The sequence below is a fragment of the Pseudomonas sp. m6p genome, from assembly GCF_055760375.1.
This window is the reverse complement of the sequence record NZ_CM147084.1, coordinates 4,516,994-4,530,689: the sequence shown is the minus strand read 5'-3', so window position 1 is coordinate 4,530,689 and position 13,696 is coordinate 4,516,994. Positions and strand designations below refer to the sequence as shown.

Annotated in this window: 10 protein-coding genes and 1 tRNA gene; 4 read left to right on the top strand and 7 right to left on the bottom strand. The window is 44.7% G+C overall.

Annotated features, from left to right (window positions below):
• Positions 1–479 precede the first annotated feature (479 nt).
• The gene (locus tag ACYZUM_RS20515; RefSeq protein ID WP_142580091.1) at positions 480–1,901 is read left to right on the top strand and encodes an IS1182 family transposase; all 1,422 of its coding nucleotides are present in this window, start codon (positions 480–482) and stop codon (positions 1,899–1,901) included.
• 92 nt (positions 1,902–1,993) lie between these two features.
• On the opposite strand, the gene ACYZUM_RS20510 is transcribed toward ACYZUM_RS20515, so the two are convergent.
• The 3 genes from ACYZUM_RS20510 to ACYZUM_RS20500 form a co-directional block, all read right to left on the bottom strand.
• On the bottom strand, positions 1,994–2,362 hold the full coding sequence (locus tag ACYZUM_RS20510) for a hypothetical protein (RefSeq protein WP_473061142.1): 369 nt from the start codon (positions 2,360–2,362) through the stop codon (positions 1,994–1,996).
• Positions 2,359–3,339: an integrase domain-containing protein gene (locus tag ACYZUM_RS20505; protein ID WP_142580089.1), complete on the bottom strand. Its 981-nt coding sequence runs from the start codon at positions 3,337–3,339 to the stop codon at positions 2,359–2,361. The genes ACYZUM_RS20510 and ACYZUM_RS20505 overlap by 4 nt, the downstream gene beginning before the upstream one ends.
• 988 nt (positions 3,340–4,327) lie before the next feature.
• Positions 4,328–5,656 carry a tyrosine-type recombinase/integrase gene (locus ACYZUM_RS20500; RefSeq protein WP_142580087.1) on the bottom strand — a complete coding sequence of 443 codons (1,329 nt, stop codon included), beginning with the start codon at positions 5,654–5,656 and terminating at the stop codon, positions 4,328–4,330.
• A 302-nt stretch (positions 5,657–5,958) separates the two neighbouring features.
• Between ACYZUM_RS20500 and ACYZUM_RS20495 the strand changes: the two genes are divergently transcribed.
• The 3 genes from ACYZUM_RS20495 to ACYZUM_RS20485 all read left to right on the top strand — a co-directional run bounded on the left by ACYZUM_RS20495 (position 5,959) and on the right by ACYZUM_RS20485 (position 9,902).
• Positions 5,959–7,278 (top strand): DUF6538 domain-containing protein, encoded by a 1,320-nt coding sequence (locus ACYZUM_RS20495; protein ID WP_473061141.1) that lies wholly within the window; start codon positions 5,959–5,961, stop codon positions 7,276–7,278.
• Between the two features lie 291 nt (positions 7,279–7,569).
• Complete coding sequence (gene mobC, locus ACYZUM_RS20490; RefSeq protein ID WP_033050921.1) at positions 7,570–7,944, top strand: plasmid mobilization relaxosome protein MobC; 375 nt, start codon at positions 7,570–7,572, stop codon at positions 7,942–7,944.
• Positions 7,945–7,955: 11 nt separating this feature from the next.
• Complete coding sequence (locus ACYZUM_RS20485) at positions 7,956–9,902, top strand: relaxase/mobilization nuclease domain-containing protein (RefSeq protein ID WP_161781308.1); 1,947 nt, start codon at positions 7,956–7,958, stop codon at positions 9,900–9,902.
• Between the two features lie 15 nt (positions 9,903–9,917).
• Here the strand turns inward: ACYZUM_RS20485 and ACYZUM_RS20480 are convergent, their stop codons facing one another.
• The 4 genes from ACYZUM_RS20480 to ACYZUM_RS20465 form a co-directional block, all read right to left on the bottom strand.
• Entirely contained in the window at positions 9,918–10,142 is a 225-nt protein-coding gene (locus tag ACYZUM_RS20480; RefSeq protein WP_143129380.1) for a hypothetical protein, read from the bottom strand.
• Positions 10,143–10,542: 400 nt separating this feature from the next.
• Positions 10,543–12,126: a replication endonuclease gene (locus tag ACYZUM_RS20475; protein ID WP_473061140.1), complete on the bottom strand. Its 1,584-nt coding sequence runs from the start codon at positions 12,124–12,126 to the stop codon at positions 10,543–10,545.
• Positions 12,127–12,811: 685 nt separating this feature from the next.
• Positions 12,812–13,168, bottom strand: a complete 357-nt coding sequence (locus ACYZUM_RS20470; protein WP_473061139.1) for a hypothetical protein — start codon at positions 13,166–13,168, stop codon at positions 12,812–12,814.
• A gap of 424 nt (positions 13,169–13,592) precedes the next feature.
• A tRNA-Leu gene (locus ACYZUM_RS20465) sits at positions 13,593–13,677 on the bottom strand.
• Positions 13,678–13,696 lie beyond the last annotated feature (19 nt).

Below are 13,696 nucleotides of genomic sequence, written 5' to 3'. Positions count from 1 at the left end.
AAGTGAAGGGCCGCTTTTGGCCCAGAGTGTGTAAAAACGTAGTCGATCAGCAGCAACGTATGCCTCTGAGGCAAACCCAGTTGCATGTAGATGCCAGACTAAACGGAAGCCATCAAAAAGAGGGGGCGTTTAGAACCAGTGCTCGTTCATTTTCGAAAGAAACTCTGGGTTAACCGGCACGTTGGATGCTGAACCGATGACTGAGTCAATCCCACACTTCGGACACAAGGCGGTGGTATCCAAGTCGACCCACTCTGTGATTTCTACGGGGAAAAACACACTTAAGCAGTAAAAACAGCCACAACGATTACTTGCTTCAATTTGTTTGCGGTGACTTTTACAAAATTGGTGTGCTGAAATTACATCCATGCGTAAGCCCTTCAATTCCAAATTCAGTAGCATATCGTGCTTACATCAGAGTACGTGAAGACGCGGCTATCGTTGCTATGATTGCCCAAAGTGTTAACGCAGGATTGCCCATGAAACGTTTCATTCAGGGTGAGCATCGAGGCCAAAGCACCTTACTGCCCGAAAGCCTCGACGATTACGTCACGGATACCAATCCGGTGCGCGTAGTCGAAGTCTTTGTCGACGAACTTGACCTGGTCAAGCTGGGTTTTGAAGGCGTCATTCCAGCTGACACTGGCCGGCCTGCTTACCACCCCGCGATCCTGCTGAAGATCTACATTTACGGCTATCTCAACCGCATTCAGTCGAGTCGACGGCTGGAGCGAGAAGCCCGGCGCAATGTCGAGTTGATGTGGCTGACCGGTCGCTTGATGCCCGATTTCAAAACCATTGCCAACTTCCGAAGAGACAACAGCAAGGCCATTCGAGGTGTCTGCCGCCAGTTCATTGTGCTGTGTCAGCAGTTGGGACTGTTCGGAGAGAATCTGGTCGCCATCGACGGCAGCAAGTTCAAGGCGGTCAACAACCGCGACCGCAATTTCACCAGCGCCAAACTGAAGCGGCGAATGGAAGAAATTGAATCGAGCATCAGCCGTTACCTGACCGCGCTCGATGCTGCCGATCGACAAGAACCCACATCCTCGGAGCCCAAGGCCGTGCGGCTGGAAGAGAAAATCGCCAAGCTGAAGACGCAAATGAAGGAGCTTCAAGCGATCGAAATCCAGCTCAACGACTCGCCGGACAAACAGGTTTCACTGACCGATCCAGACGCCCGTTCCATGATGACGCGCGGCACTGGAATCGTCGGTTACAACGTGCAGACAGCAGTCGATACCCAGCACCATTTGATCGTTGCGCATGAGGTGACCAACGTCGGTTCCGACCGCGATCTACTCAGCTCGATGGCCAAGCAGGCCCGCGAGGCGATGGCGTCAGATACGTTGTCGGTAGTGGCTGACCGAGGTTACTTCAAAAGCGAACAAATCCTAGCTTGTCACGATGCAGGCATCACCGCCTATGTGCCCAAGCCGATGACCTCTGGAGCCAAGGCTGACGGGCGTTTCAATAACGATGCCTTCATCTATGATGCGGCAAAAAACGAATACATTTGTCCCGCTGGAGAGGCGTTGATCTGGCGCTTTTCCAGCGTTGAAAAAGGCCTGAAGTTGCACCGTTACTGGAGTTCTAATTGCCAGGGATGCGTGCTGAAATCGAAGTGCACACCGAGCAAGCAACGGCGAGTTCGGCGATGGGGACATGAAGCCGTACTGGAGCAAATGCAGAATCGGCTGAGCAACATGCCGGAGATGATGCGAATCCGAAAACGGACTGTTGAGCATCCCTTCGGGACGCTCAAGCAATGGATGGGTGCGACGCACTTTCTGACCCGAAAGCTTAACGGGGTAAGCGCCGAGATGAGCTTGAATGTGCTTGCCTACAACCTGAAACGGGTCATAAAAATCATCGGCACCACTGGCTTGATGAAGCGTTAACGGCGTAAAAACGGGTCTTTTTTGCCCCATCCAAAGGGCTTTAAGAGGTTGCTGAGCGGTCTTAACTGTTCCTGGAAACGTCACAGACTTGATCAGTTTTCGAAACGTAAGCATGGTCTCCTAGCGTCGATATAGAAAACCCAATCTGGCGTTTTTACACACTCTGGGCCGTTTTCTGACCTTCGCTTAGGGGTGAACTGCCAGGATTTTCCTAGACGATGAGTGAGTAATTGCATGGTCAGCAAATAGTAATAGCGCGTCGATTCAGTGCGCTGGTTTAGATGGTGATTCAAAAACCATGCAAGGTGTTTTCTCTGCCAATTCCATGGATTGTCGCATTGCCAGCGCTCAGCGATCGCTGTTTGGATAGTCTTCGCCTGACGCAGGTGGCGTTGGCGTGTGGTGTGTGACCCGGTCAAGACGCCCGCCAGGAACAGCTCCATATCGAATGCCGTGTTCATGCTCGACCACCAATATAAGCCGATACCACGCCGATACGGCCGTGCCCCAGCTCATAGCTGATTTGTACTCGGGCCTCCTGATCGAGGTGTCGGTTGAGCTGATAGCAATGGCCACCGTTGATAGGCGCGGGATGATGGGTGATTTGCTCGTAACGTTCGCATGCATAGGCTGCCCGCAATTCATGGAAGCCTTTGAGGTTGTTCTTATGGAGGATGTCCCGTGCGGGGCCGACGATTCCCTGCAAGAAATCGAGGTAGCGTTCGTTCGGTGCAAGCAGGTTGCGGCTATGGTCGGGCGAGACCTTTTGGGCAAACCTCAGCGCGTCACGGATGTGATCATCCACAGTGATCCAGCGAGGTGCCAACGCGCCTGAACGGCCACCTTTGGTGCCATCCTGGATGTTGATCTTGCCGTAGCGTTCGGCCTCACGTTTTAAACGCGGTAGGTCGGCCAAAATCGCCTCGCGTAAGCGCATGCCGGTGGCTCGCGCCAACTGAGCGATAGCCGCCGCGCGCGGCATTTGGTGTTCGCGAAGTGCTTCGACGATGCGCATAACTTGCTCACGATCTTGGCCTTGGGGAGCGGTTGTGCGAACGGTGGTCCGCCGCATTCCTAACGCCTTGCTCGGGCTCGGCACTTTCACATATTGATCACCGCGAAGCGCGGCCATGGTCCGGTTGACGCTGGACAACCGGTTTTGCGCTGTGGCGATGGCTAGCTCACCCAAATCAACTTTTTGACGCAAGTGCCCGGCGTAGTCCAGCAAAGTCTGCCGATCAATCCGCCGCGCATCGTTAAGCCCTGGTCCATCCTCCGACCGACACCAGCGTACAAACGCCTGCCATCGATCACTGTGAGCTTTGACCGTGCCGTAATGCCCGCCGCCGAACATGTCTTTCAACGCCTGCGGCCCGGCGTAGCTCAATTGCCGGCCATAGCCAAAATTGCGCTCGTCCCGTTTACCGACCAACGCCATGATCAAACTCCTCTCGAAGTCAAAACGTTGAAGCTTTTCCCCACGTCATCCCGCCAAGAATGTTGAGTGTTATCAGGGATCAAGGCCCCTGCGACCTGTGAGGGTTGTCCACTAGCGCGGGACTGGCGGCTCTTTACGACCGGGAGCTTGGGCATCTCATGATCTGGTCTCCTGAACACCGTTACCGGTGGGCGGGTGGAGGCTGCACTGGCTGACGAGACCAGTGCCGCGAGATCCTGAGTCAGGTGAAGGCAGTGAAGCGATGACCGGGGCATGCCTGACTGTCAGTCAGGTGCAGTCCATCCCGTGGGCTGCGGTACCATCATCTGCATCGCTGTTGCTGGTGACTTCGGTGTTTGTCACGCCGATTGTCACGAGGGGGAATGCCGCAAAGCCTTGTACTAGGCGGGCTGCAGCAGCGGTAGGAGCGCCCGTCTCTTTCCGGGGGAAAGAGACGGGCGCAGGTTGGCGCAGTGAAATGGCCAAGCGAATAGGTTGCTGCAAAGCAGCTATGAAAGAGGATGAGTTGCCGCAGTGGGCACACTGGTAAAAGTAGGCATCCATCACATCGCTGTGACCGTGCGAACCGCCGGACGCTAATCGCACTTTGGGAGAACCACCACGGTGTGGCGTAGCCTTAAAGGTTCTGGCTACCTGGGTTGCTGTCAACGACAGCGCTTTGCCCGATCTTTTCTACGCCTGTGGATAATTCGGGTCAAGGCTCGAATTTTCCGGAGTTCTGCGGCGGTGGATGAAATTATCCACCGGTGGAAATCTGTGGTTTTCCACAGACAGTTGCATGGGCTTTAGATTTTTTAAGTGAGGTCCATCCAAGCAGGGCGGCTTTGCAGCCCTGTTTGGATGGACCCGCGTGGAAGGCTGGGCTGTGGAGATCTCACCGACTTACCAGTGCTGGAATACGCCACGGTAGTTTTGCAAGGCGATGATGTTGTCGTCGACCGGGTCGAATTGGTGAGGCGTCACGTGATCACTGAGTCTCCGTTGAGTCTGTCTCGATAGGCAACTTTTGGAGGTGATCATCTTTGTGTGCATGAGATGCTGTTAGAGGCGGTGCAGAAGGGCGTGCGAGGAACTGATTAACGCGAGTATCAAATTGATCGCGAAGGTTGGCTGTAATGCCTTCTTTGAGGGCGTCGAGATAGTCTGCATACCACTGCATCATGATCCGACGTTGCGGCAGGTATAGGGCTTGATTGTACTCGCCAGAGATGCCGCCCTCGACGTGAGCCAGCTGGCTTTCGACATGGTCCTTCAGCCAGCCATGTTCGCGCAGCAGCGTGCTTGCGGTATGACGAGTGCCATGGCTGACGAGTCGTCCTTTATAGCCGATCTTGGCGAACACTAGGTTGATCGTGTTTTCACTGATGACTGGCTGCTTTTCACCATTGCCTGGGAATAGATACCGACTGCGGCCAGTGCTTTGGTTCAGTTTGGTAAGCATGGCGATCAATTGATGAGGTAGAGGGCTGACGTAGTCTCTGCGCATCTTCATGCGGGCGGCCGGGATGGTCCATATCCCTTCCTCAAAATCGATTTCCTCCCATTTTGCGTAGCGAACCATGCCGGGGCGGCTCGCCGTCAGAATTGTCATCCATGATGCAATCCTCGCTGGTAGCCGGCTGGTGGTCTTGCTTAAGGCCCGGAGAAACTCAGGTAGTTCGTGTTCGTGCAGATGTGGGTAGTGTTGAGTGGGCGGTGGCGCTATCGCAATGGCATGGAGTTCGGAGGCTGGATTGTGTTCGCACAGGCCGCGTGCAATGGCTTGACTGAAAATCTGTTTCAGCCAGGTCCGGGTCTTGTCCGCAACATTGAAGGCGCCTCGTTTTTCGATGCAGGCCTGCAGTTTTGCGCAGTCGCTTCGCGTGATGAGCTCCAGTTGCTTCTCGCCGAGAGCGGGCAGTAGATCCTTATCGAGATAGTCGCGGATCTTCTTCAGCGTCGCGCTGCTGCGGCCGGAGTCCGATTTGAATTGGTACCAGTACTCCGCGGCTCGCCTGAAGGTGTTGAGCCCGGCCTCCTGCTGTCGCAGTTTGTCATCGCGGCGTTTGGCGCCGGGGTTGGTGCCTTGCTTGAGTAGGTTGCGGCATTCTGCAGCTCGTTCACGGGCTTCCTGCAAGGAGATATACGGATACACGCCCAGTGACATGCGCGCCGCCCGCCCCTGATAGGTGTACCGGAAGTGCCAATACTTGCTGCCGTTGGGTTTCACCAGCAAGGCAAGACCCGAACTATCACTCAACGTGAACGGTCTGTCGGCAGGCTTGGATGCTTTGATTTGCAAGACGGTCAATGGCATCGCTGTACACCTCCGGTTCTCGAACTGGAATATGTACAGAAAATGTACCAAAAAGAGGTTGGCTTGCAAGAGATGGGGGTGGAACCCCAGAGACCAAAAAGCCCGCAGTTAGCGGGCTCTAGGGGTGTTACGTAGACGCTGGTAGTCGTCTATGTACTGCAAATGGTGCCCCGAGGGAGACTCGAACTCCCTCAAAAACATCATAAGACCCAGCAATGCCGCGAGTTTAAAGGCTTTCAGTGGCTTTGGGTAGAAATTTTGGGTAGAATTTTGGGTAGAAATGACTAGCGAAGGCTTTTGCTATGACCGATTTTTTAGTCCTGAAATCCGGCACCTACTACGTCCGTCTGGACGTTCCAGAAGACGCACGGGAAGCCTTTTCCGGGCGTAAGGTTTTGACTAAAAGCCTCAAAACTGGCAATCGTTCGGAAGCCCATATTTTCAAACTACGATGGTTGCAGCAGTGGAAAACCGAAATCGAAAAAGCCCGTAGGGGTGAAATCGGCAATTTCCGTGATGATGTTCTTCAAATAGTTGAAAAGCATCAAAGGGCCATAAACCAAGATAAAATTAAGGGGAAACCCGCAAACAATGAAACAAAAATGGGTTTTGAAGTAATCCAATATACACAAGATAAGAAGTTAAGCATCGACCTTGTTAATGAAGCAATTGATATTGCAGCAGGTCGTTCGGACTACTCACCAAAAACCCCATTTTTCAAAAGTCGCCTTGATGGTTTCTATAACTATGAATTAAATCAACGAAAAGTAGACTTGAATACAGTTGATAGACATATAAAGAGAATTAAAGCACTTGATGCCTTTTTGAAAGCTGAGGACTTATTGCTGGATTATGAGGCAGTTGCTTCATTCTTGATTTCAAAAAATCTGGAATCGAAGACAAAGAAACAATATTTGTTTTCGTTTAATGCCTTCTATAATTTCTTGATTAAAAAAGAACCACCATTCAAAGAACGTTATCCAATCAATCCTTTCAAAAGTCATGAATTGAGCCAAGTTAGACGTGGAACACTCAAAAAAGATGAAAGACGTGCTTTTACGGCGGAAGAGGTTGAAACCTTGCATAGTAAAGCAATTGAAAAAGGAAAGCGTCAATTAGCCGATTTGATTAAGATAGCGGCCTATACGGGAGCACGCATTGAAGAAATATGCCGTTTAAAAACATCGTCAGTTGTTAAAGAGGATGGTGTGGATTGTTTTCATATTACAGAAGGTAAAACACAAGCATCCGTTCGTTTTGTGCCAATTCATCCGGTTCTCATGGAAACGGTCAAACGGCTTGTTAGTTCATCGGACGATGGGTATTTGTTGAAGACAAGCAAAGGTGGGAAGTATGAAACCAAATCGAAAGGTTTAGGTAATCAATTTTCAATCTTCAAGACAGATTTAGGTTTTGATAAAAAATGTGTTTTCCATAGCATTCGCAAAACTGTAATCACTACATTAGAGCGTGCTGATGTTAAGAACCTTGTCATCATTTCGTTGGTTGGCCACAAAGCTGATGGACTGCTAAGAATGACTTTCGATAGATATTCGGAAGGCCCAACCCCAGCATCTAAAATGGATGCTGTTAAACACCTACAATATAAATTCTCAGTATAATTTTTTATTGTTGTCATCATTCATGAGGCTACCTAATTAGGTGGCCTTTTTAATGCCTGCTATACGTTGCTATACGTTGCTATACACTTTCATTCTTTGTTATCTGGCTTATTGAAAGCTATACAACTTGAAAACATTTTAATATATGTTAACTTGATATTAGTAGTTCGAAAACATTACAGGCGAGCAATGTAAATGTATAGCAAGTTCACTTCGTTCACTTACTAACATTTACGCTCGATTTTTCGCACTACGTTTGAAAAATGTATAGCAATCAATATGGAGGATTGTATGAGTGATAAAGAAAGAAAAAGTAATCAGTTAAATTTTAGACTTCCAAAAGATGATATTCAGCTACTCGAAACACAAAGAGCAGCATTAAAGATGACACAGGTAAAATTTATTTCCCATATTATAAATAATGGAATAAATGAAGTCATAGAAGTATGTAGTCCAAAGTTAAGAGAGGATATAGTCACCATTGAAAAAATATTCAGTCAGATTGGCAATAACCTTAATCAAATAGCAGCAGCGTTGAATTCAGGGAAGCAACCAAACCAAGACATTTTAGATGTTCTGAGCAAATTAGATAAGAACATGGGCGTATTGACAAATAGACTTGAAAGTTTGAAAAAGGAGAAAATAACAATCAAAGGCGATATATGATAAGGAAAAGATTGAGCACCCAGAAAAGCAGGTCAGGAGTATATAAGGCTTCTAAATACTTTCACAAAGATGAGGGATGTGTATTGTTCGAAAGCAACATCTACACACCTATGAACTCATCCAAAAGACAAATTGCGAATGCTATTGCAACATCCATCGAAAATGATGTTGCTGTTAGAACAAAGGGCAGAAAGCAATCAGTTAGAAGTCAGCACGATATGGTCAGCTTTCATACCAATGATAACGTTACCCCTGAACAAGCGAAGCAGATAGTAAAAGAACTCTATGAACAAACGCACAACCTTTCAAATAGAAAGTATGCGTTGGGTGTTCACATTGATACAGATGAGGTTCATGTTCATATTGTGTGGGCTTTAAAAGATTTTAATGGCAAGTGTTACAACGTCAGCAATGACTACCGTGTTATTGAAAGAGAATGTGAAAAGCTTGAACAAAAATACAATCTAATAGTTCCCGAAAATCGAATTTCAAGAGACATGGATGAACTCGACAAAATAAAAGAGCTGACACTGCAAGATAAGAAAGACATTATCAACAAGAAATACAAAGACAAGCATCCATCAACAAAAGAAAGAATGCTTGACGTTCGTGGCGTTATTTCTAACAAGAAACAAATGAAAGACGCTTTGAGTGATTTCCTTAACAATGCTTCCAGCCCATCCGACTTCATCAACCAGATAACCGAGAATGGTTTCAATGTCATTCACAATGGCAAATCATCTTTCTCCATTCAACATGAAGACCAGATATTCAAAGCATCCGAGCTTGGCCTATCTTACAAAACACTTAAAGCGAAACTAGGTGATGACACTGGCTTTGAGCAGACTTTAAAAAATAAGCACAACGTAAAGGAATACGAAAATTGTTCAATCGCTTCAACCGAAGCAGAACCCGACTACATGAAAAAGATTAAACCAAACTCAGTGCTTGCTACTAAGTTCAAGTTTATTCAGCATAGTGACAAGGTTGAATATTTCTATAATTCAGCCAGTAGCAAGAAATCATTCGAGTATTACAAAGACCCATCAAAAGTTTCATTCCATGATTTATCAAGACAGTCAGCAAAGGCTGGCATTCAAAGACTTGTTGCCGACGCCAAACCACCACAATCATTTACAGTGAATGGCCCTGATTACTTCAAGAAGAATGTATGGCTCGAATTTCAGCTAATGGGATTGGAAGCCAAAGGCTTCAAGCTTGAAGGCTACAAACCTACCCCAGCAGATTTAGACGAATTGAAGAAAATTCAGGAGCAATATGCTTCGATGAATAAGAAGGCCGATCCTAAACCGCAACCAGCACCAGAAGCCCCTACGGTGGCCGTAGAAGCACCTAAACCAGTTGAGCCTGTCATGCCTATACCTCTTCAAAAAGCTCCTGAGAAGCCACCAGAGCCTACAAAGCAGGTTGAACAAGAACAGGTAGCACCTACCAACGATGACTTGATTGATGACTTGATGAAAGAGTTTGAGCCATCCAACCCTACACCTGTCGCAGAAGCTCCTACAAAGGCCTTAGAGACACCTACACCAGTAGAGCCTGCCGTAGATGACATTTACGCACCGATGACACCGGAGCCGATTCCAGAGCCTGAAAACCATAAGATTGATGGCGACTATTCAACATATTCGAATGATGAAATTGTTGAAGAATTTGAATGGTTGCAACCGAGACTAACGAAAAGTTTATTTCCGGGCAACAGCACACGAGACATCGCGGGGCATAGAGAAATGGACAACATTCCAGACAATCGTAATGGCATAAAAACTGGAGAGGTTAAGCGTCAATATGAATTAAGACAGAAATTATATAATCTATTTGATGAAATTAAAGAAAGAGACCCGTCAGCCGCAAAACAGCTTGAACAAGCTTTTAAAGCACAGATGGCAAACAAAAGAGCGGTTACGTTTGACTTAAAACCACAGTTAACAAAATAGCCCTATCAGGGCTTTTTATTTGTCTTGGATTTGAAAGTTTCTAATTCCAACTTGTAGCGTTACATCTTTGTTGAACCCGTTAACTTTGCTTACATTTAAGTACTCTTTCATACAATCATTTATAAAGCGTGACAACGGAAATTTGTGAGTATTGGCAATTTCTCTAAATTGATTATGTGTTTCAGCGTCGAGTGTGATGGTGCAAACTTTAAGATTTGCTTTTGCTTTTGGTTTTTTCATTAGTGTCCCTTTCTTATTTATATATATTTATTAGAGCACAAATAAAAGCAAAGTCAAATAAATACATATTTTTCTTGACAAAATTCAGGCACAAAAAAACCAGCATTAGCTGGCTTTGTTATAAGTCCCTTATACATTCGTCTTGATATTCGTAAGGAACTCTACTTTGGTCTACCAGCACCTTGAATGTGTAATCTAATGGGTCAAAAATCAAATGACAAACACTTTTGTCATGTGCATTCTTAACATCTTTATATAAACCATAAAGACCTAGTTTTTTTGTATATTTTAAGATTTCTTTTCTTTTGCTAGTTACCCTTATTAGTTGCATGCTCATAATCTCCTGTTCTTGATAACAATATAACATGCGATTATAAATAATCAATAGATAAGTATTTATTTATTGCAACTCGGCAGCATCAAGCAATGCAGTATCAACAATTTTGTAATTTGCTTTTATATCAATCATTTCTTTTGTGCTCAAATCAATTATGTATTTACCTATTAGTCTTTTTCCGAAAACATCACCGAGCAGGTCATTCTTAAATACTTGTATTTTGCTGTATAGCCTCATTATTTTTAGGTTTCCATTTACAAATATAGAGAACCCAATGAAATCGTTCTTGTCCACAAATGCGAACGCCTTATCAATAACGTCATTCTTGCCTTTCAAGAATGATTTTCTTTTCAGCTCTCTCCACAATGAAAGCGTATTCTTAACGCCGAACATTGCATATCTACGCACAGACCACAGTGCTTGAACTGCTCTAACTTTTTTGTGATTTGAGATTTCCAACTTATCTACATTTAGGACGCCGCCTTTTAACTCGAATTCCAAATTGAATGACTTAGTTAGATACTTCATCACGTATGATGTTGCCTTGCTTTTCTTTGCGTCAATTTCTTCAATTCTTACGGCGTTTTCCGAGTGTCTAAAATGCTTGTTAATCAAGATTACTAATTCGTCATAATGTTTCTTATTAACATACATTAAAGCGTGCTTATGAAAGCACTGGTCTTTGTGAGGTTCGACTGCCCAGAAACCATTCATCTCAATCTTATGTCTATGGATGTCTTTTCTAAAAGCATTCCATAAGCCTTTCAAGTAATCATTGCTATCCTTTGGGGTTGAACCGTCCCAAGAACTAACGCCTTTCGACGGCTTTGGATGAAATCTTGCCGGAGCGGTAAAAGTTATGAAAAGAGGCTTATAGTCAAGTTGTTTGGCATAGGCGTCCAACGATGAGACTTGGATAAATATCTCAGCAAATCTTTGCTTTTCAGTGCTTGCTACTTTCCATAGTGGGATTTTCTTGTTGTTTTCATTAACAAGAGATTTCTTCATTATGTAATCAAGCTGGCTGGCTTCGTCAGCTTCTCTATTGCGAACAACTTCATCACTACAAATCTCAAATGCTCGACCGGAACCAATCAAACCTGAGTGCAGCTTTAAAAGTTCGCTTCTTTGTTTTTGTATTCTTTTTATTTGTGATTTAAGTCTTTTCTCATCAGCAATGTTGATGAGCTTGTCTTTTATAGTTGACCCTTTAATGTCCTTTATTTTGATACCATAACCGATATCCCAATCATTCTTTATGCGTGAAAAAATACTCTCGCCGGATTCATCGTTTTTAAGATTTCTTTGCTTTATTATTAGTTGTTCTTGAATTCTCCCGAAAACAAACTCGATATTTTTGACAATATCGTTCAAGTCGCCAGCAAGAGCATATTTATGCTGTATCTTCCAGCATCTATATTCACTGCAAGTGGTAACCCAATTGAAGTTATCCTTAATATTCATTATTTCTTTGGCCAAGCTTGCACGCTTTCTTTTTGATGAGTTATTTAACTTATTTTCAAGATATTCCTTTGCAGCCATCTTTTTTTCGATAGCTTGCTCAAAAATATACTGTCTTTCACATTCTGCAAAGAAAAATTCGGGAGTAAGATTTTTAAGGATTATGCGTTGTGGAATAAATATCATGCAAATTATTATTGTTTGTTACTAATACAAATACCATGCCGTGCATGATTGTCAAATAAATAAATATTTTTACTTTCTACCCTGAAAAAACTGAATTTTTTAAAAATCAAAAGCGTCCAAAAAAACCTATAAAATCAACTTGCGACACTTATTTAAGAGTTATCCAAGAAGAGCAAAAGCAAAAGCCCGCCCTAACAGGCGAAAAGCATCTGGGTATTGCGAACAAAGTTCGCATATCAAAATCAAAAGCGTAGAACTCAAATTTTTATATTCAATAAATTTTGAGTAGCAAAACTTTCAAAAATCAAAACCTTTGAAATTGCCGTTTTTAGACGATTTACCATCTTGTGCGTATGGTAATACCGGGAATTAAAACACGCCGTTTTTAGCTTGTTTCTGTTGACGCACTAGAAAAGTGCATTGAGTTTTTTCTACGTTTTTTGTCGGTTTTTTGAGTTTCAATTTTCTTGGATAGTCGTTTTTTGGCTTAAAATCAATGAAAAACGTTGTCAATAGAAAACCGAAAATATATTTAAGGTGGGACCTTAATTATCAAATAGAGGTCAACCATATTCTTTAAATTTCACAGAATATGAAATGACCATCCACCGCGTTCATCTGGTAATTTTTCAAGCTTGAACAACTTCAACCGCTAAAAACGACCTAGCAGGCCAATATGTTGTATTCAGTCTTTGGTAGGCAGAACATAACTTGATAGCCCTGTATTCACGTAATTCCAGATTTTTTTTGATATTAAGCCGCGATCTAAAAAATACTCAGCAGCAAATAGAGCTCTTGGAGCTAATTGTTTTGCATCTTGTATATGGCCATTGGCTGCCAAGTTAACACAATATCTGGTCACAACTTTTAATGCGACCTCTTCATCATTTATCTCATCACGAACAGCTTCATCAACTATGCTTTTATAATCGGATAGCGAAATAAAATTTGGATTCAACTCGTTATCAACTTTATAGTCTTGCCATAATATCTGTTTGACTATTTCGTAATGCTTCTGTCTATTTTTATAGTGCCCAAACATATTAGTTACCTACACCGATGAACCCAGCGAAATAACACAAACACTAACCCATGGCATGTCATTTTGCCATCATGCTTTTTGTCGCTTTTTATGTAGAGGTTTTTGCAGAGCTTAGTGGCAATCTAAATAGTAAATGGTCTGATAATCATTCTTAGGCTAATCCTCACCTGAGTATGAGACACATTCGATCCATGGTTGACCCTTTCCCGCACTGCTGCAGAGCCGCAGCACGTCAAACGGTCTGGATAAGAAGGATAGCTTCAATACACCGTTTCAGGTGTGCAGAGCGAAGCCGAAGCGGACGCCACCGGGAGGCGGTTTTTCCCAAGAAAAGGGTATGAGAAGGGTAGATTTTTTGGATAGAAAAAGGGGTAGAAATTTCTTTCTACCCCTTTTCTAAGTCCTTGATTTACAAGGAAAATTATGGTGCCCCGAGGGAGACTCGAACTCCCACTCCTTTCGAAAACGGATTTTGAATCCGCCGCGTCTACCAATTCCGCCATCAGGGCTCAATGGCGGCGAAGTATA